Genomic DNA, 19,321 nt, shown 5'->3' with positions numbered 1-19,321 from the left:
AGAGAAGGATGTGAACATGTCGAATAACACTATGAACTATCAATATCGAAAACCGCTTCCTGGCACTCAGCTTGATTACTATGATGCCAAAGCGGCGGTTAATGATATTGAACCAGGCGCTTTTGAGCGCCTGCCTTACACGGCGAAAGTACTGGCTGAGAATTTGGTGCACCGCTGCGAGCCGTCTGAGCTAGAAGCGTGCTTATCTCAGCTTATTTATCGCAAACGTGATAAAGACTTCCCTTGGTATCCAGCGCGCGTGGTCTGCCACGATATTTTGGGGCAGACCGCACTGGTGGACTTAGCGGGTCTACGCGATGCTATTGCACTGCAAGGTGGCGATCCGGCGGCGGTGAACCCAGTGGTAGAGACTCAGCTGATTGTTGACCACTCCCTCGCGGTTGAGCATGCTGGCTTTGACCCGGATGCGTTTGAAAAAAACCGAGCAGTCGAAGAGCGCCGCAATGAAGACCGTTTCCACTTTATTGAATGGTGCAAAACCGCATTCGAGAATGTCAGTGTAGTACCGGCTGGTAACGGCATTATGCACCAGATTAACCTTGAGAAGTTATCTCCAGTGGTGCAAGTGAAAAACGGTGTCGCGTTTCCTGATACGTGTGTCGGTACCGACAGCCATACGCCTCACGTCGATGCGCTAGGTGTAATTGCCATCGGTGTCGGTGGCCTTGAGGCTGAAACGGTCATGCTGGGTCGACCTTCAATGATGCGCCTGCCGGATATTGTCGGAGTTAAGCTCACAGGAGAGCGTCAACCGGGCATTACCGCGACCGATATTGTGCTCGCATTAACGGAGTTTCTGCGCAGTCAAAAAGTGGTGTCTAGCTATCTGGAATTTTTTGGCGAAGGCACTAAGCAGCTTACTATCGGTGACCGTGCAACAATCTCGAACATGACGCCTGAATACGGTGCGTCGGCGGGTATGTTTTACATCGACGAGCAGACCATCAACTACTTAAAACTCACAGGTCGCGAGGACGAGCAGGTTAAGCTGGTGGAACAGTATGCTAAACAAACTGGTCTTTGGGCTGACGAGTTGGTCAATGCGGAATACGAACGCGTGCTTGAGTTCGATTTATCAAGCGTTGAGCGCACGTTGGCTGGACCTTCAAATCCTCATCGCCGGCTGCCTACCGCACAGCTTAGCGAACAAGGCATTGCAGGAGCTTGGGAGCAGAAGTCTGACACTATGCCAGATGGCGCGGTAATCATCGCCGCTATCACATCCTGTACCAACACCAGTAACCCGCGTAACGTTGTGGCTGCTGGGTTGGTTGCCAAAAAAGCCAACGAACTCGGCTTATTACGCAAACCTTGGGTAAAATCGTCCTTTGCGCCAGGATCTAAGGTAGCCAAGCTGTACTTAGAAGAAGCGGGACTGTTACCTGAGTTAGAAAAGTTGGGCTTTGGCATTGTCGCGTACGCGTGCACGACCTGTAACGGCATGAGTGGCGCGCTAGACCCTGAAACCCAAAAAGAAATCATCGACAATGACTTGTACACAACCGCAGTGTTATCAGGCAATCGAAACTTTGACGGACGTATTCACCCTTATGCGAAGCAAGCGTTTTTAGCATCTCCACCTCTCGTGGTTGCTTATGCGATTGCGGGAACGATCCGTTTTGATATTGAACGAGATTCGCTGGGTGTCGATGCTAAAGGAAATCCTATCTATCTCAATGATATTTGGCCGAGCGATGACGAAATCGATGCTGTTGTTAATGCGCACGTTAAGCCTGAACAGTTCAATCAAGTCTATCTGCAAATGTTCAAATTAAACGATGAAGCGGCAAGCTCTAGTCCACTCTATGATTGGCGAGAGATGAGCACCTACATCCGCAGACCACCTTATTGGGAAGGGGCACTGGCTAAGCCTCGCACACTTAGCGGCATGAGACCGCTAGCTATCCTCGGAGACAATATTACCACTGACCATTTGTCGCCATCTAACGCTATCTTAGCGTCCAGTGCAGCGGGGGAGTACCTCACCAGCATGGGCGTGCCCGAGGAAGACTACAACTCTTACGCTACCCATCGCGGGGATCACTTAACCGCTCAGCGAGCAACCTTTGCCAACCCGAAACTGTTCAATGAAATGGTCACTGAAAACGGCGACGTTGTTCAAGGCTCATTGGCTCGAATTGAACCAGAAGGCAAGGTCACGCGCATGTGGGAAGCCATTGAAACCTACATGCAGCGTCAGCAACCTTTGATCATTGTCGCTGGTGCTGATTATGGACAAGGGTCTTCACGAGACTGGGCGGCCAAGGGGGTTCGACTGGCGGGTGTTGAGGCGATCGTTGCTGAGGGCTTCGAGCGAATCCACAGGACGAATCTCGTTGGTATGGGGGTATTACCGCTGCAATTCAAAGCGGGTACCGATAGAAATACCTTAGGCCTAGATGGCACTGAAACTTACGATGTCGTCGGGGATATTGCTCCGGGTTGTGACTTGGCTCTAGTGGTCACGCGGGCCAATGGCGACAAGCTTGATATTGCTGTGACGTGCCGATTAGACACGGAAGACGAGGTTGCCGTTTATTCATCTGGTGGTGTACTGCAGCGATTCGCACAAGACTTTCTCGCGAAATAGGGGACGTAGCATGAGCAAACAAATAAAGGTGCCTGCCACGTACATGCGCGGAGGGACTAGCAAAGGTGTGTTCTTTAGCCTCGAAGATTTACCAGAAGCCGCAAAGCAGCCTGGCGTTGTTCGAGACCAACTGTTGATGCGTGTCATTGGCAGCCCCGATCCCTATGCCAAGCAGATCGATGGTATGGGAGGGGCAACATCGAGTACCAGTAAAACGGTGATTGTGTCGAAAAGTAGCCGCCCAGACCATCACATCGATTACTTATTCGGTCAAGTGGCCATTGATAAGGCGTTTGTCGATTGGAGCGGCAACTGCGGAAATTTATCAGCTGCAGTGGCGCCGTTTGCCATTCATAGTGGCTTAATTGATCCAAGCGTGCTCCCTGAAAATGGCATAGCAGAGATTAACATCTGGCAAGCCAATATCGAGAAAACCATTGTGGCTAAAGTGCCGATGGTGGATGGCGAGGTTCAAGAACTGGGTGACTTCCTTCTCGACGGCGTTACCTTTCCAGCGGCGGAAATTGCGGTAGAGTTCGTTGACCCGAGCAGCAGTGGAGGCTCGATGTTTCCAACGGGGAACTTGATCGATGACCTACATGTACCAGAAGTCGGCGTGTTCAATGCCACGATGATCAACGCGGGCATTCCAACGATCTTCATCGAAGCGGCCGAACTTGGCCTCGAAGGTACTGAGCTGCAACAAGACATCAATAGCGATGCCAACTGGCTTGAAAAGTTCGAAACCATTCGCGCTCATGGGGCATTGAAAATGGGATTGATTGACTCTATTGAGCAAGCGGCAACGCGTCAGCATACGCCAAAGATTGCCTTCGTTTCCGAGCCTAAACCTTATCGCTCTTCAAGTGACAAAACCATCGAGGCGGCAGATGTCGACCTATTAGTCAGAGCGCTGTCGATGGGTAAGCTTCATCACGCCATGATGGGCACGGCAGCCGTTGCCATTGCTTGCGCTGCGAGCGTAGAAGGTACGGTGGTTAATATGGCTGCTGGTGGTGGTGCTCGTGAGGGAGTGACCTTTGGGCACCCATCGGGAACGCTCAAGGTGGGGGCTGTAGCTTGTCAATCAGAGCAAGGCTGGACGGTCGATAGAGCCATTATGAGTCGAAGTGCGCGGATCCTTATGGAAGGCTGGATTCGTGTACCTTCGGATACGTTATTGATCAAAGACGTTTCAAATTATTAAAGACATATTGGAGGACGCATTATGTCTGCATATCAAAAAGAGTACCAATGGGCAGAGCAACAACCGGAATCCTTCTGGCAGCATCAAGCGGAAAATATTGATTGGTTTGAAGCGCCGAAAACCATCTTGGCGAAAGACGACAACGGCATCGAACGCTGGTTTCCTGATGGGGAAATGAATACCGCATGGCTAGCCTTGGATTATCACTGTGAGCAAGGCCGAGGCGATAATACGGCGCTGATTTATGACTCACCTGTCACTGGTGTTAAAGAGCGTTATAGCTACGAGGTAATGCGTGACAAGGTGGCGAAAATTGCTGGAATGCTGGCATCGCAGGGCGTGACGAAAGGCGATAGGGTGATTATCTATATGCCGATGATCCCAGAGGCAGCGATGGCGATGCTAGCGTGTGCCCGTCTTGGTGCGATTCACTCTGTGGTATTTGGCGGCTTTGCTCCTAATGAACTGGCGGTACGAATTGAAGATGCAGAGCCCAAGGTCATTATGACCGCCTCTTGTGGCATTGAAATCAACAAGGTTCTGCCATACAAACCGCTGGTGGATCAGGCCATTATGGACAGCCGCTGGAAACCAGAGAAGGTACTTGTGCTGCAACGCCCTCAGTGTTTAGCTGAGCTAAACCAAGAGCGTGATCTTGATTGGGCAGAGCAATATGAACGTGCTCTACCTCATGCGTGTGTGCCAGTATTAGCTACCGACCCGCTCTATATTCTGTATACCTCTGGCACGACGGGTAAACCGAAAGGTGTGGTACGTGATAACGGCGGTCACGCTGTGGCGATGAAATATTCCATGAATGCCATCTACAACATGCCAACCGATGGGGTGTTTTGGGCAGCATCCGATGTCGGTTGGGTAGTGGGGCACTCTTACATTGTCTATGCACCGCTGATTCATGGTTGTACGTCGATTCTGTTTGAAGGTAAACCGGTGCGAACGCCAGATCCGGGTGCGTTTTGGCGGGTTTGTGAAGAGCATCAGGTGAAGGTTCTGTTTTCCGCTCCGACAGCGTTTAGAGCGATTAAGAAAGAAGATCCAGAAGGCTTAGAGCTTACCAAGTACGATTTAAGCGCTTTAGATAGTATCTTTATGGCGGGCGAGCGGCTCGACCCACCAACACTAGAGTGGGTACAAAGCCACACTAGCAAACCTGTTATTGACCACTGGTGGCAGACGGAAACCGGATGGGCAATCTCATCGAATCCTGTTGGGCTTCAGTCAATGCCAATCAAAGCGGGTTCTTCGACCATGCCCAGTCCTGGTTTTAAAGTCGAAATCTTAAATGAGTTAGGGGAGCCAGTTGGCGCCAACCAACAAGGTTTTGTGTCACTAAAACGTCCGCTTCCACCAAGCTGCCTAACCACGGTGTGGCGCAATCACGATAGATTTGATTCTGGTTATCTAAGTCAATTTGAAGGTTACTACGTCTCTGGTGACGGTGGGTATCTCGATGAAGATGGCTACTTGTTTATCATGGGTAGGGTAGACGACGTGATCAACGTGGCTGGGCATCGCCTCTCAACTGGTGAAATGGAAGAGATTGTTGGTGGTCACCCAGCTATCGCTGAATGTGCGGTCGTGGGTGTTCATGATGACTTAAAAGGTCAACTGCCACTCGGTCTTGTTGTACTTAAAGACGGCGTGAAAGTGGACAGTGGGGCATTGGAAAGTGAGCTAGTCGGTAAAGTACGTTCTGAAATCGGTGCGGTAGCGTGCTTTAAGCATGCACTGGTTGTCGACAGACTGCCAAAAACACGCTCAGGCAAGATCTTACGTCGCGTTATTAGGCAAATCGCCGATGGCGAAACCTATACTGTCCCTTCCACGATAGATGATCCTGCGAGCCTATCTGAGATTGAAAAGGCGCTTCATCCGAGTTAATTGGCAGATTAGAGAGGTAACTCGTTACCTCTCATCCATTTCAACCGAACTCATGTGCCACATTTTAAGGACATGGTTCGGTTTTTCGCAGGTACCAAACAGCATTTGATACTTAGGAACAAACGGCTCTCCAATGTAGGTGGTACGACTAAATTTGCCGGTTTTAACATCCACCTGAGTGACTACACGCCCTTTGAAATTCTGAAAAATAATAAATTGGTTACTTTTGAAGACGAGTTGGTCTTGGTAGAACCAGAATTGATCTGCAGAAGTGTCCAAGCGGCATTTCAAAGGCAGCTCTGCGCTGAATGCCATCGTAGTAGGTAGTAAACCGACGAGTAACCAAAAACGAGAGAGTTTCATAACCAATCCTTGAGTTTTTCTGTAAGTATAGTGAGGTTTTCCCCAGCCTTGACGGGCGCGCCCAATTGTTAGATTTTTTTATTTGCACATCCCTGACAAAACCCTCACACTATGCGCACATTTGTGACCGGCTATTTCAACCACTAAATCGAGCGTATTCCGATGACTTCACCTCGCATCTCACTTCGTTCTGCGACTATTCAAGATCTCGATATTCTTAATGATTTAATGTTTGAATTGCATGATCACCACCATAGTGCGGTACCGACAGATTTCAAATCTGCTGATGAAGTACAACAAGAAAAAAGCATCGCCCGCTATTTAGATTCACCCGATTGCTTGGTGTTGGTTGCAACTGCATCCTCTATAACCAAAAGTGACAACCCAAAGATTGTCGGTTTCGTTACCGCCCAGTTTTGCGAACTCACTTCACCCATTAGCAAGCCGAGTTTAGTCGGCAATATTGATGAGCTGTTTGTAACGCCATCGTGGAGACAACACGGTATCGCTGAGGCTTTGCTTGTTGAGGCTCAAACACGCCTAGAACACCTCGGTGCAACACAGCTTATGGTTGAAGTCTGGGATTTCAATCAATCGGCATTGAATCTCTATAAGAAGCAGGGATTTTTCCCTCACATTCATTGTCTTAGAAAAAAAATATAAATTAGGATTATTCGTGACTCAATTATTGAGCCATTGGTTTTTTTTGTGCTTGCTCGCGATTTTTACTGCAAATCTGAGTTTTGCTGCATCTGCAGAATCATCGCCTGAAGTATCCAGTAAGGGGGCGATAGGGCAAGCTGTGCGTAAAGCCAGCCAACACCCATTGCCGCTCGCACCGCTTGCGCCCTCGATTCGCGGGTCTTTGTGTATTGTCAGAAGTAAAGATCGTTTGTTGCTCGTAGATGAGATCATCACGGGTAAGCTGTCGCTGCCTGGCGGAACGATAGAAAATAATGAAGACCCACGCCTGACTGCTCAACGAGAAACATGGGAAGAAGCAGGGTTGGTTGTCGATGTAGGCAGAGAGCTTGGACGCACCCGCCAAGCCATTTTTTTTGAATGTCATGTTGAGTCGGAAATCATCGCTTATGAAGCGACAAAGCTCTCAAAAGGAATTGAATTACCTATCTATTTCGCTCCTCACTTTGGAGTAGAAGTCCGAAGTGCAACATTGATTCAACCTAAGTCAGTTGCGCCAAAGGACTACCGCTATCCAAAACAGTGGCCGTTGGTTAAAGGGATGTATGAGGCAGTCGGTAACCAACCGATCCAGTTTATCGATAACCTCATTGAATCAGCACCGACGGTTCACCAGATCGAACTGGGCTGGCTCGAGAGCGCTCAAGAGATATTAATGCAAGCGCCTTTGCATATTCGCGAGGTGGTAGTGTGGGGCGGAAGAATTTTATATGTTCTGGTTCAGCCTCTGTTTCTAATGGCATTCTTGCCTCTGTTTATTTGGCTATGGGGACGTCACTTTACCGGTCAGTTGATGTTCGCAGTGACTGCCACTTCTTTGTTTATTCTGGTGGCTAAGCAGGGCTTTGGTTTTCCGGTTCCCCATGCGTACCTGCCTTCTATCAATTACACCGACCGAAGTGGGTACAGTTTTCCGGATTTGCTCATTGCAAATTGGGTCTCGATTTCCACCATCGTCATGAGTCAGATCCATACAAGATTTAGAACCTTGTTCATGTTTGCGTTTGTCATTGTTAGTACCGTGTTGGTGTTCTATCAGTTTATCAGTGGCGGTGCGTTCCTTTCTGATATGTTGGCTGGCGCCTTGCTGGGTGCGCTTGTGGGGTGGCACTTTGTTCGCCACTCCCTGAGTTTAGCTGTGAGTGAAGTGTATACATTCACCCGAACACGAGTCTGGTTGGTGCTTACGACAGTGGCAGCGCTCCTTTGCTATGTCTGGCCGTTCCCAACATTTTTAAGTTGGCTTGGACTTTGTTTAGGTATGCTGCTATTTACGCTAGCAAGTCGAGTTCGCCTCCCGCGTTCTACCATGTGTTTAAAAGAGTTGCTGTTATCGCTGGTTCTTATCCTTATTGTGCTCCTTGGGTATTTTCAGTTGGAAAACTTGTTTTCTCACAGCGGGTTAGGTTCGTTGTTGCTTCAAGTATTCGTAACGCCCGTACTCATTTTGGTTCCGGCTTTAGTTATGGTGCTGTTTAGAATTCAAGATCATCAAGGCCGTGGCGTAAAAGGGTAAATGCCGATAGAAGTCGAGAGATAAAATGAAGACTGACTGAAAGAGGAGGTTTTTATGATTATCGCTTTGATTGCGGTTTGTTCGGCGTTTATGTCGAGTGTCGCAGTGCAGGTAAACGGCGCCGTTGATGCGGCATTAGATAGCATTGCCGACATTATGTTTATGTAAAAAAAGGTCTGATTATTCAGACCTTTTTTTGATCAGTCTAACGACATTATGCCGTTGCAGCGACTTTGTTTGTGCGGGATTGCGCGGCAAAGTAGAGCTTAGTTTCTTCAATGACGACACCACGAAGAAGCACTAAACCAATCAGGTTAGGTATGGCCATCAAACCATTGACGATATCGGCGATAATCCAAATCATATCCAGATGCAGGAACGCGCCGGAGGCGACCAAACCAACGAAAATGATTTTATAAGGTAGTACCGCTTTCGTGCCCATCAGGAATACCACGCAGCGCTCACCATAGTAGTTCCAGCCAAGAATCGTTGTGAAGGCAAAGAACATGAGACCAATAGAGACCAGCATTGGACCAAAGTACTCAGCGTTAAGACCGGTCGCAAACGCGTGAGTGGTCATTGCTGCGCCAGCAAAGTCACTTTGCCATGCACCAGTGAGAATCAATGCCAAACCCGTCATGGTACAAATGATGATGGTATCGATAAAGGTACCTGTCATCGAGATGAGTCCCTGACGAACGCAGCTATCAGTTTTCGCTGCCGCTGCTGCCATTGGTGCACTACCAAGACCACTTTCGTTAGAGAATACGCCGCGAGCGATACCCGATTGGATCGCTAGCATGATGCTCGCGCCGACAAAGCCACCAGTTGCAGCTGTGCTACTAAACGCTGAAACAACGACAAGTTGTACCGCATCCACAAGCTTATCAGCGTTCATGATGATAACGCTGAGACACGCCAGTACATAGAATACCGCCATAGTTGGTACGACTTTACCTGCCACCTTAGCAATTGATTGAATGCCACCTAGGGTAACGAAAGCGACTAATAGCGTGAGTACAGCTGCTGAAAGTTCGCGTGATACACCAAACGAAATTTCGCTGGCATCAAGAATGGCATTCACTTGCGGAAAAGTACCGATACCAAAGCATGCTACACCGAGGGCAAATACTGCGAACATGGTCGCGAGAAACTTGGAGCCTACGCCATCTCGAAGATAGTACATAGGGCCGCCGAGCATTTGGCCTTTGTCGTCCACTTTACGGTATTTCACTGCAAGCAAGCATTCCGCGTATTTGGTTGCCATACCAAATAGCGCCGCAAGCCACATCCAAAATAGCGCACCGGGACCACCAAGTTTAATCGCCGTTGCAACACCAACGATATTACCTGTACCAATTGTGGCAGAGAGTGCGGTACAAAGAGCTGCAAAGCTAGACACATCGCCTTGGCCAGATTTGTCTTTGGTAAATATAAGTTTTAACGCAGTCGGAAGATGGCGGAACTGTAAAAGACCCAATTTAAACGTGAAGTAAACGCCGGTACCGACCAACAAAATAAGTAGTGGTGGACCCCAAACGAATGAGTCAATGGTTTGTAATGTAGATTGAAGATTGTTCATGATTTCCCCTTAATAAAACAAAACTTAAGGAGAAGAGAGAAAGGGCAGTACGCTCGATCAAGCATGGCATGATCGAAGAGGACTACTCATATCGCTAAACACTGGCATAGCGCCAGTTACTGAATTGAGTGTTTCAATGTTGCTATTCTCTCCTCTGTCCTTTTGCCTGAGAGTTTCACTCATCATAGAAATGAGCTTGCTCCTTCGGCGACCGCTTTCTACCAACAAGTAGTACGGTTCTCTCCAGAGGTTCCTCCAACTACAGTCCTCACTTTATCCTTATCAATTGATAAGCTCTGATTTCTCAGAATAAAGCACCTGAAAGATTTACTTCTTCGGCGGGTAGTTTTAACTAAATGTAAACATCTAGTTAATTACCACTCTCCTGCAGTCTTCATTGGAACAAATATCTAGATACTAGATAATCTGTGAACGCAATCCTAGCGTATTTAAATAGCGATGTCATGAAGAAATTTACAATTTTATTTGAGCAAATAGGGTAGCAAAGTCAACCATTTGGTATATTTGAAATGTTTCTGACGTAAAATTCGATTAAGTGGGGTAAAGTGTCGCGCTGTGCAGTGAGCATAATGTGGGCTTTACCTGACTTTCAGGACTTCCCTTAATACAAGGAGATGTATATGACTCGACTGTTAGCGATCGCTTTTCTTGTCGTGCTTGCCTTTATGCTGTTTCGCTATCGGACTAATGAAAAAGTCCAGAAAGTGGTCATAGTCACTGCCATATCAGCGTTTGCGATTTACGTGACGACGCTGGTAATTTCAGAATTAATTCGATAGTTATGGTCACTCTCAGGAGTAGGTGTGGATAAGCAACAACAAAACCAGCAAACCGAGAACGATGACGTTGTTGTCATCGAGCAAAAAGATAATCGAGCTCGTCTTTATATAGGGATCGCAGCTGTGCTGGGTATGGCAACTGGCGGGCTCATAGGTGCTTCGGTGACTCAAAAAGATTGGCAGCAGCGCTATGCGGATCTGGAATTGCGTTACCAACAAACCGTGACTCAAACCCAAGGCCATGAGCAAATTTTGACTGAGCAACTGTCTATGGCAGAGGAGAAGGCACAGTTGAAGCTTCGCAAAGCTGTAGAAGAAAAAGTGGCTGAGAATCAGGAGCAAATCGACGCTCTTCAGGTTCAAATTGCCAAACTAGAGCAAGATAAAACGGATCTGCAGAATCAGCTATCGAATAAAAAACAGCAGCTAGTGAAACAAGAGAAAGAGAACACTCAGTTGGTGCGTAAAAATGACATTCAAAGCTCGATGTTTGAACAGTCGCAAGAGCTGTTTAAGCGAGAGGCTGAACTCAAAGCTGAAGTTGCTAAGCTAGAGCAAGAACGAGCGCAAATCACTCCAAACCTGCAAAGGTTAAAACAGGACTGTGACTTGTATCTTGAAGGTACATCATGGGACGCGAAATCAGACTCGTGTGAACGTTATGACTCTGCGACGTCATCACTGAGCCAAATTGAACAGATGCTCAAAGTACACAATATGGATCTTAACCATATTGCTACTTTGAAAACTGAGTTGGGCATCCAATAGCACTCGGTTCGCTTCCTTTTGCTTTTTACTATGTGTAACAACAAGCAAGAGGAAGTACTTTCCTAGCAAATACGGGCTGCATCAAATCTTAATGCAATTGATACGTCTCTCTGCGAATCTTCTTCACACCTAACTCGTAATTCTTACCACCGCACGTGGCTCGCTTACTTCAAACTTCTAGACTGTCGTAAACATCTAATTCAGCGCCATTTTAAGTAGAAGAATGGAGAGACATTTAACGTGTATAAGCCGATGGAAAAAGTATCGACACTCGTTGTTTTTGCTGCACTAGCGGCAAAAGTGGACGCGCACGGAATTCAATTTCTTGACCAAGCCCCCAACGTCACTAACGCATTGGAATACCATCAGGATATTGACCTTGCTAGCTATTATGTCAGTGAAAAACTTGATGGAATTCGAGCAATTTGGACAGGGAAGGAGTTGGTCACACGATCCGGTCGCATTTTAAATGCTCCCAAATGGTTCGTTAAGGATCTACCTGAGATAACGATTGAAGGGGAGTTGTGGGCAGGAAGAGGTGGCTTTGGACAAGTGCAAAAAACAGTGCTTGATAAAGTGCCCGATTCATCACAGTGGCAAGCGATTACTTTTATGCTGTTTGATGTGCCAGGTCACTTAGGTTCATTTGAACAGCGATACGGTTACCTAAAAAACTATTGTGAGTCGCTGCCGTATACGCACATTCAGTGTGTTGAACAAAAGGTTGTAGAGACGCACAAAGACCTACAAGCGTTACTCACTCAGGTGACCCACGATGAAGCTGAAGGCTTAATGCTCAAAAAGCGCCATGAAATTTATCACCCAGGGCGAAACGACAGCTTAATTAAAGTGAAAACCGTTCAAGATACCGAAGGGATTGTCGTTGGATATAAACCAGGAAAAGGAAAATACGACGGCATGATGGGGGCAATACTCGTGGAGATAAACGGTGGTGTTCGGCTGTATATCGGTACGGGCTTTACCGACGAGGAGAGAGCCAATCCACCCGCAATAGGGAAGACGATTATGTTTAAGCATAATGGGTGGACTGAAAATGGCATTCCGCGCTTTGCGCGATACCATCGCATACGAGAGACGGAGTAACAAAGATAAGGCTTTTATCGATTCACCACAGAGGACAAATCGCGACCACAGCGTTTAAAAAGACGTTTCCAGTAGTCGACATGTGCCCGGTTTGCTTGTTTGAAGGCGAGATGCCTTGCCTCTAGGTTGTAGCCGCTGTCATCCGTGGTCTGGAGCAGTGCCGATACAAACAGGGTTTGAGCTGACAATGCCTGATATTCAGAATCTAGGTAAGAGAGGTAGGGTTGCACCTCTTTCACAAAGACGTTGTTGAAGACGTTAACCAGATAGTTAAAGCGCGACTTGTCGCGGTTTTTACCACAAGGAATGCTATCGTCAAATTGATTGAGTTGCGCTGTGACCGTTTGCAACCATCGCTCACTCGCTTCCAAAGAAAAAGCCAAGCGCCCAATCACGTTCTGTTTCTCAAGTATTTCTTGATAGTCAGTCAGTAGTGGCGGGCGCTCAAGGGTTCCTCGTTCACTGGTAGCAATGAACTTGGCAACAGCGTTGAAAGCCTCTAATGGCTCTCTAATTTGTAATGCATGGCTGGCATCGCGCCGCACAATCCAATCCGAACCACTGAGTTGCAGCCGCATGGCATCACTGGTGTAAACAAGATTAAAGAAGTAGTCAGGTAAGTACTGGTACTTCATATCCAAGATTGTCTGTAGACTTTCTTTAAGCTCTGGCTCAATTTGATTTGAAGTTAAGCAGCGCTCAAGCCCATCAATAAGCTGCAGTTGGTAGTCGAAGTTTCTAAACTGATCCTGAACTTTGCCAAGCACCGAGTTGCGCTCTGCAATTAAGCCAAATAGATTGCATTTTCTTAGCTGATAGCTGTCTACTAGACCAAGAGTCGTGCGTGGTATTTCTTTGGTAAGCTGGCGCTTTGCGGGAAGCTCGACCAGCTCAAGAACTGGGGCAGGGATGAGTTCACTTTGCTGAATGTTGGCAATTCGCTCCTGGTAATCAAGAAAGCGCTCACTCGGTGTATCGCTAAAACAACCTGTCATCATTGCAATGAAAAGTAGTAGTGGTGACTTGGCGATTAATTTCATTGAAAGCGAAATCTCTTTAGTGCGCACGGTAAGTCTGACTCCCTGAGGTGCGAGTGAACTTTGTCTGCCTCAATTACCTGTTACGTAATCATAGTGCATAGCTGATCATTAGGAGGTTTGAGATAAATGCCTATCTTCTCACAAACCTCAAGAGATAGATCTTTTACTATGGATGGTAATTGATGACTCAAACAATGGAGCTGAAATGAGTGAGCAAGTAAAACTGGACTACGTTGAATTTGCGGCCCGTGATTTAGACAAAACAAAGCGTTTCTTTACTGCTGTATTTGACTGGTCTTTTCAGGATTATGGCGATGACTATACCGCGTTTGAAAATCAAGGTTTGAATGGTGGGTTCTATCGTGCAGATTTATGTTCAACCGCAGCGAATGGCGGCGCACTACTGGTCTTCTATAGTGCCAACATTGAGGCAACATACAAAAAGGTTGAGGCCAACCAAGGTGTGATTATTCGCGAAATCTTTGACTTTCCCGGCGGTTGCCGTTTCCATTTTACTGAGCCAAGTGGCAACGAGTTCGCTGTTTGGTCTGAGTTACGTTAGTATCAACGTGCTGAGTAGACAATAAAAATGAGGCTCTGAATCACTTCAGAGCCTCATTTTTTGCGTGAATAGAACGCGTGAACTTAGTAAATGACTTTCACTTTCTTCGCGCAGCTCACTGCTTCATCTACCGCTGTTTCTAGCGATTTACGTTTAGTCAATACCACACCTAAACGGCGACGACCGTCGATATCTGGCTTACCGAACAGGCGCACTTGAGTTTGTGGTAGCGCTAGCGCTTCATCAAGACCTTCAAAACGAATGTTGTTCGAAGTGCCTTGGCCAAGAATCACGGCTGATGCAGCTGGACCATATTGTGCAATGCTGTTGACTGGCATACCGGTAAACGCACGTACATGAAGTGCAAACTCTGACATTTCTTGAGAAATCAGTGTGACTAGGCCCGTATCGTGGGGACGTGGCGACACTTCGTTGAAAATTACTTTGTCACCTTTAACGAACAGCTCTACGCCAAAAATGCCGTAGCCACCAAGTGCGTTAACCACTTGCTCAGCCGTGTACTCCGCCGCTTTACGTGCATTCTCTGTCATTAACTGTGGCTGCCAAGATTCGCGGTAGTCGCCATCTTCTTGGCGATGGCCAATAGGCGCACAGAAGTGAACGCCGTCAACCGCACGTACAGTCAGCAATGTAATCTCGTAATCAAAGTCGATGAAACCTTCTACGATGACCCGTCCGGCGCCAGTGCGACCACCTTCTTGAGCATATGTCCACGCTGTCTCGATGTCTGCTTCGGTTTTGATGACACTTTGACCTTTGCCCGAAGAGCTCATTACCGGCTTAACGACACAAGGGACACCAACGTGTTCAACCGCCGCTTTGAAATCGTCATAGTTGTCTGCAAACTGGTAAGGGGAGGTGTTCAATCCCAGTTCTTCTGCTGCTAAGCGTCGGATCCCTTCACGGTTCATGGTGAGTTTGGTCGCATTCGCAGTAGGGACAACATTGAGTCCTTTGTTTTCAAGCTCCACTAACTTGTCCGTTGCGATGGCTTCAATTTCAGGAACCACATAGCTCGGCTTTTCTTTTTCGATGATGGCTTCTAGTGCTTCCCCATCTAACATGTCAAGTACATAGCTACGGTGAGCCACTTGCATTGCTGGTGCGTCTTCGTAGCGATCGCAGGCGATGACTTCTAAACCAAGTCGCTGACATTCGATGGCGACTTCTTTACCCAGTTCACCAGAGCCCAACAGTAATACACGTGTAGCGTTTTCACGAGTTGCTGTACCAAACATATAAAATCCTTGACGTTCATGAGGAAGAATTGCCGAGGATCATACTGGATTATCTTCAAAAAGCAAACGTTTGCGTGGAAAATAAATCGAGATAGTAGAATCACCAAAAAAATAGCCTCGCGATAGGGCGAGGCTATGATTATTGTTCAATAAAGCTGATTTCGTTCAATAGAACAGTTGGCTAAAGAGCGACATATTCCAATGGAATATCTGGGTCGATAGCTTCTAGCGTCGCTTGTGTGTCAGCTAGATGGCTAATTTTACCGGAGGCCATCTCTGCAAGCGCCACGAGTTGAATATCTTCGAACGACTGCCCTGCTAGTAATAGTTGCATGAAAGCAACTTGAAGCGGAGGCAGGCTAGGGTTGAATGCCGCGTTTTCCGCATAAGCACCTTTGAAGGTATTGCCGTCTTTAGTGCTAATAGCAACGCCACTAAGGTTCTTAGTATAAGGCGAGTGGCTTTGATTTAGCGCATCAACAGCAGCGAGAACCAATGTGTCTGTTTCATCGGTTGAGAGCCCGTGCTGTTTAGGACTCATTAGCGCATCGGTAATACCTAAATCTTTAGGACCGAACGATTCTGGTAGGTACTCTTGTAACGTCATTTCATCACGTTGAGGCAATTGCACAACCAAAGAATCGGCGGTGGTCAGCTCATTCATGAACTGACGACAGTGGCCGCAAGGACTGTAGTTGATGGTGATGTCCTTCAGACCAGTTTCACCTTTCATCCAAGCATGGCTGATAGCGGACTGCTCGGCATGAACGGTTTGACCAAGTTGAGCTCCAATGATTTCCATGTTGGCACCAAAATACAGGCGTCCGGATAATCCACGAACGATCGCGCCAACAAAAAACTCTGAAATCGGCGCATAGGAATACGCTGCTGCAAAAGGTAAAAGGGCGACACGCAGCTCGCTATCGTCAAGACCAGACAAAGCCTGGAGCTTTTCAAACTGCTCTTTGGATAAAGTCGCATCGAAATCTGGAGCCGTTAAAATAGGCTTTAAAAATGTAGCAATATGCTCTGGAATGTCGGCCAACGCAGAATCAAAACGATCAGTCATGCGGTTTCCTATGTGATGAAGTGTTTTGTACATTCTAAGCAAGTTTTGGGGATATAAAGGTGATGATGATCACATGTATGGTTGCAACAATTGTAAAAGTTGCAATATAAGAGTGATGTCACACAAAGAGCGGGTTGCTAGTTCTGACAACCCGCAATAGGTATTAGTGAAGCCAATGGCTCAACCAAATCGAAAAGGCGAACATTGATGGTGCTAAGACTGAGGTAATGACACCGCATATTACTAGTGCTAGGGAGCTAAACGCGGCATCGCGAGGATCTTTTTCAGCGCTTGTAGCAGTGCCTAAGGCGTGAGATACCGTTCCCATGGTGAGACCTTTCGCAATAGGGTGGGTGACGCCTAATAGTTGGTAAATTGGATAGGCCATAATGGCACCGAATAGGCCAACAAGTAACACAAGGATGGCTGCAATCGCAGGCTCTCCGCCAAGATGACTAGAAACCTCCATTGCGATAGGAGTAGTAACGGACTTACCAAGCAAGCTAGCAATAAGCTCCATGTCTGCACCCAGCAATACGGCGATAATCGATGCCGTAAACATAGACGCGATGCTTCCTACACCGCAGGCAAGGGCAATGATGCGCCAGTTTTGGCGTATCTGAGGAAGTTGCTCGTACAGAGGGTAGGCTAGAGCAACAACCGCAGGTTGAAGCAAGTAGCTGATCCACTCGTTGTCTGCATAGTAGGTATCAAATGGTACATTCAGTACCAGTAGCAGAGGGATCAGCATTGCGATGCTAAGTAAAAGCGGATTGAAAATGGGATTCTTCGCTTTTATGGCAATAAAGCGTGCAATAAAAAACACGATAACGGTGACAGGAAGCCACATATTACTTGTCTCCCTTCTTTAAAAAGCGATCAAGGAACACCGAAAGCACAATCAATACGATCAAAGATCCACCCACAGCACTAGCTAGAATAGGGAGTGCGTTGCTCACTAGCATATCGAAGTGATTCATCAGGCCGACACTTATCGGCACAAAGAGCAAAATCATATAGCGAATAAACACATGAGCTCCGGGTTGCACTAAGCGAACCGGGATCATGCCGGTGGCTAGGCCTGCAAATAGAAGCAACATGCCAAACACACTTCCAGGGATGGAAACGTCGAGTAGGCTTTGAAGGGCGTTACCTAACCAAAGTGAAACAAAAATAATGGCAAAAGAGGCTACATAGCGAAGCACGGTTTTTAGCATGGCTTCCTCTTAGTAAAAAATAGAGTGTTCATACAGTGGGCAGCCTAAACATAGAATAATTAGGCTGCCTTCGACTACGTGGATGAAGGTGTTAAGAAACGAGACGCTCCACGTAGCGGTAGACGGATTTTAGTATGGCGAGCTTTTTCTCGTCAGACTCATGTTCGTGAACTAAGTTTTCCATATTTAGCATGTAATCTTCAATACGACTTTCGAAAAACTCACGACAATGATTTGCCCACCTTGTCTGCTCCGACTCATCAAGCGTCCAAGCGAAGTGGCGCGCGCGATATCGGAATAGCAGAGGCTCAATTCTAGAATCACAAAAACTAATGTCTAATGCAGATAGATTATTCGGTTCTGTCTCGCGAATAATATCCATCGCACTTTTATCCGCAGGAGTGAAGAATCCGCTGTAGAGTTGAGTATCGACATCATTGTCTTCTGCATATTCACGTTCAATGCTGTAGAGGCCGATCAACTTCTCACGAACTTCTGGGTGCTGCTTAATAAGCGCAAGGTTTTTTAAACACTGCTCACGGTCAATACCAATGTTCGCTGCATTTTCGGCAGTGAGTGTTTTGGCCGGCGCTAGAATTGGGCACTTGTTTAAGTGAATAAGCTTGAGTGGCACTGGAAGCTCATCTTGACCGAGTTCATCGCGCTTGGTGTAGAGTCTTTGGTGCAGCGCTTCAACATCAAGATCGAGCAAAGGCTGAGGATCTTTCGCTAAATCCGCGACAATAACTGCGTTTTGATTAGTAGGATGCCAAGCAATTGGTACGACCCAGCTAGTGTACTGACACTCTTTCCCGAGCATTCCTGAGACGTGCATTAGTGGCGTCATATTGACGATATCAACCAACTCGTTCAACTTGCGCTTTTGGCGCATGGAATAGAAATAATCAAACAGCTTAGGCTGAGCCGCTTTGACTTTTTTCGCGAGCTCAATAGTAGCGATGACATCGGCCATCGCATCGTGAGCATTTTCATGCTCAATACCGTTGGCAACAGAAAGGTGCTCCAGTTTGAAGCTAGTAAATCCTTCTTCATTTTCTGGCCACTCAATACCATCTGGGCGCAGTGCGTGACACGCTCTCATGACGTCGAGCAGATCCCAGCGAGAGTTGCCGTTTTGCCAGCTCCAAGCATAAGGATCGATGAAATTGCGGTAGCAGGTGTATCGAGTCACTTCATCGTCAAAGCGAATGCTGTTATAGCCGAGACTGGTGGTATTTGGCGTCGCTAATTGTTCATGGATCTTGGCGATGAACTCAGGCTCCGAGAGCCCTTTTTCTTGGCATAGCTGAGGGGTAATTCCGGTAATGAGCGCAGCTTCTGGTGAAGGAAGGTAATCGGCGGGTGGTTGGCAATAAATGACCAAAGGCTCGCCAATGATATTAAAGTCTGCATCCGTTCTTACCCCAGCGAACTGACAAGGTCTGTCTTTCGCCGGGCTCACCCCCCAAGTTTCGTAATCGAAGAAGAAAAAAGTGGGTTGGTGCTGAGACATGGGGCATGCTTCCTTTGTTCTGAGAGAGAGCCTTTACAATCAGGGCTTTCCGTTGAGTCCATATTAGACCACCGCTGCCAAAACATGGCAATCAACAATCTATTTT

The 19,321-nt window shown here is 47.2% G+C and carries 17 protein-coding genes and 1 riboswitch; of the genes, 9 read left to right on the top strand and 8 right to left on the bottom strand.

Annotated features, from left to right (window positions below; translation table 11 throughout):
• Positions 1–16 precede the first annotated feature (16 nt).
• The 3 genes from acnD to AAA946_RS08615 are packed head-to-tail and all read left to right on the top strand — an operon-like array spanning position 17 to position 5,720.
• Positions 17–2,611: a Fe/S-dependent 2-methylisocitrate dehydratase AcnD gene (acnD, locus tag AAA946_RS08625; RefSeq protein ID WP_338164492.1), complete on the top strand. Its 2,595-nt coding sequence runs from the start codon at positions 17–19 to the stop codon at positions 2,609–2,611.
• Between the two features lie 10 nt (positions 2,612–2,621).
• A complete protein-coding gene (gene prpF / locus AAA946_RS08620; protein WP_338164491.1) occupies positions 2,622–3,818 on the top strand; it encodes a 2-methylaconitate cis-trans isomerase PrpF in 1,197 nt (398 codons plus the stop codon).
• A gap of 21 nt (positions 3,819–3,839) precedes the next feature.
• Positions 3,840–5,720 carry a propionyl-CoA synthetase gene (locus tag AAA946_RS08615; protein WP_338164490.1) on the top strand — a complete coding sequence of 627 codons (1,881 nt, stop codon included), beginning with the start codon at positions 3,840–3,842 and terminating at the stop codon, positions 5,718–5,720.
• A gap of 24 nt (positions 5,721–5,744) precedes the next feature.
• On the opposite strand, the gene AAA946_RS08610 is transcribed toward AAA946_RS08615, so the two are convergent.
• Positions 5,745–6,083: a hypothetical protein gene (locus tag AAA946_RS08610; RefSeq protein ID WP_445206068.1), complete on the bottom strand. Its 339-nt coding sequence runs from the start codon at positions 6,081–6,083 to the stop codon at positions 5,745–5,747.
• 162 nt (positions 6,084–6,245) lie between these two features.
• Between AAA946_RS08610 and AAA946_RS08605 the strand changes: the two genes are divergently transcribed.
• The gene (locus tag AAA946_RS08605; protein ID WP_338164489.1) at positions 6,246–6,746 is read left to right on the top strand and encodes a GNAT family N-acetyltransferase; all 501 of its coding nucleotides are present in this window, start codon (positions 6,246–6,248) and stop codon (positions 6,744–6,746) included.
• A 13-nt stretch (positions 6,747–6,759) separates the two neighbouring features.
• On the top strand, positions 6,760–8,301 hold the full coding sequence (locus AAA946_RS08600; RefSeq protein ID WP_338164488.1) for a bifunctional NUDIX hydrolase/phosphatase PAP2 family protein: 1,542 nt from the start codon (positions 6,760–6,762) through the stop codon (positions 8,299–8,301).
• Positions 8,302–8,515: 214 nt separating this feature from the next.
• Here AAA946_RS08600 and AAA946_RS08595 read toward each other — a convergent pair whose 3' ends face one another.
• A complete protein-coding gene (locus tag AAA946_RS08595) occupies positions 8,516–9,883 on the bottom strand; it encodes an alanine/glycine:cation symporter family protein (protein ID WP_338164487.1) in 1,368 nt (455 codons plus the stop codon).
• 144 nt (positions 9,884–10,027) lie between these two features.
• Positions 10,028–10,140, bottom strand: a riboswitch (glycine riboswitch).
• 384 nt (positions 10,141–10,524) lie between these two features.
• Between AAA946_RS08595 and AAA946_RS08590 the strand changes: the two genes are divergently transcribed.
• The 3 genes from AAA946_RS08590 (at position 10,525) to AAA946_RS08580 (ending at position 12,555) form a co-directional block, all read left to right on the top strand.
• Entirely contained in the window at positions 10,525–10,683 is a 159-nt protein-coding gene (locus AAA946_RS08590) for a hypothetical protein (RefSeq protein ID WP_338164486.1), read from the top strand.
• A 24-nt stretch (positions 10,684–10,707) separates the two neighbouring features.
• Positions 10,708–11,451, top strand: a complete 744-nt coding sequence (locus AAA946_RS08585; RefSeq protein WP_338164485.1) for a chromosome partitioning protein ParA — start codon at positions 10,708–10,710, stop codon at positions 11,449–11,451.
• A gap of 240 nt (positions 11,452–11,691) precedes the next feature.
• Positions 11,692–12,555, top strand: coding sequence for a DNA ligase (locus AAA946_RS08580; RefSeq protein ID WP_338164484.1), 864 nt, complete (start codon positions 11,692–11,694; stop codon positions 12,553–12,555).
• Positions 12,556–12,569: 14 nt separating this feature from the next.
• On the opposite strand, the gene AAA946_RS08575 is transcribed toward AAA946_RS08580, so the two are convergent.
• Complete coding sequence (locus AAA946_RS08575) at positions 12,570–13,595, bottom strand: DUF3080 family protein (RefSeq protein ID WP_338164483.1); 1,026 nt, start codon at positions 13,593–13,595, stop codon at positions 12,570–12,572.
• A 205-nt stretch (positions 13,596–13,800) separates the two neighbouring features.
• Here AAA946_RS08575 and AAA946_RS08570 point away from each other — a divergent pair, with 205 nt between their 5' ends.
• Positions 13,801–14,157, top strand: coding sequence for a VOC family protein (locus AAA946_RS08570; protein WP_338164482.1), 357 nt, complete (start codon positions 13,801–13,803; stop codon positions 14,155–14,157).
• Positions 14,158–14,240: 83 nt separating this feature from the next.
• Here AAA946_RS08570 and purT read toward each other — a convergent pair whose 3' ends face one another.
• The 5 genes from purT to sbcB form a co-directional block, all read right to left on the bottom strand.
• Positions 14,241–15,416, bottom strand: coding sequence for a formate-dependent phosphoribosylglycinamide formyltransferase (purT, locus tag AAA946_RS08565; RefSeq protein WP_338164481.1), 1,176 nt, complete (start codon positions 15,414–15,416; stop codon positions 14,241–14,243).
• A gap of 181 nt (positions 15,417–15,597) precedes the next feature.
• On the bottom strand, positions 15,598–16,485 hold the full coding sequence (gene cdd, locus AAA946_RS08560; protein ID WP_338164480.1) for a cytidine deaminase: 888 nt from the start codon (positions 16,483–16,485) through the stop codon (positions 15,598–15,600).
• 163 nt (positions 16,486–16,648) lie between these two features.
• On the bottom strand, positions 16,649–17,335 hold the full coding sequence (locus tag AAA946_RS08555; RefSeq protein WP_338164479.1) for a CidB/LrgB family autolysis modulator: 687 nt from the start codon (positions 17,333–17,335) through the stop codon (positions 16,649–16,651).
• Position 17,336: 1 nt separating this feature from the next.
• On the bottom strand, positions 17,337–17,702 hold the full coding sequence (locus AAA946_RS08550; RefSeq protein WP_338164478.1) for a CidA/LrgA family protein: 366 nt from the start codon (positions 17,700–17,702) through the stop codon (positions 17,337–17,339).
• A 91-nt stretch (positions 17,703–17,793) separates the two neighbouring features.
• Positions 17,794–19,215, bottom strand: a complete 1,422-nt coding sequence (gene sbcB, locus AAA946_RS08545) for an exodeoxyribonuclease I (protein ID WP_338164477.1) — start codon at positions 19,213–19,215, stop codon at positions 17,794–17,796.
• Between the last annotated feature and the right edge of the window lie 106 nt (positions 19,216–19,321).

The sequence above is a fragment of the Vibrio sp. 10N genome (genome assembly GCF_036245475.1).
Lineage (GTDB): Bacteria > Pseudomonadota > Gammaproteobacteria > Enterobacterales > Vibrionaceae > Vibrio.
Note: the sequence above shows the minus strand (reverse complement) of the source record. Positions and strands in the feature narration are given on the sequence as shown.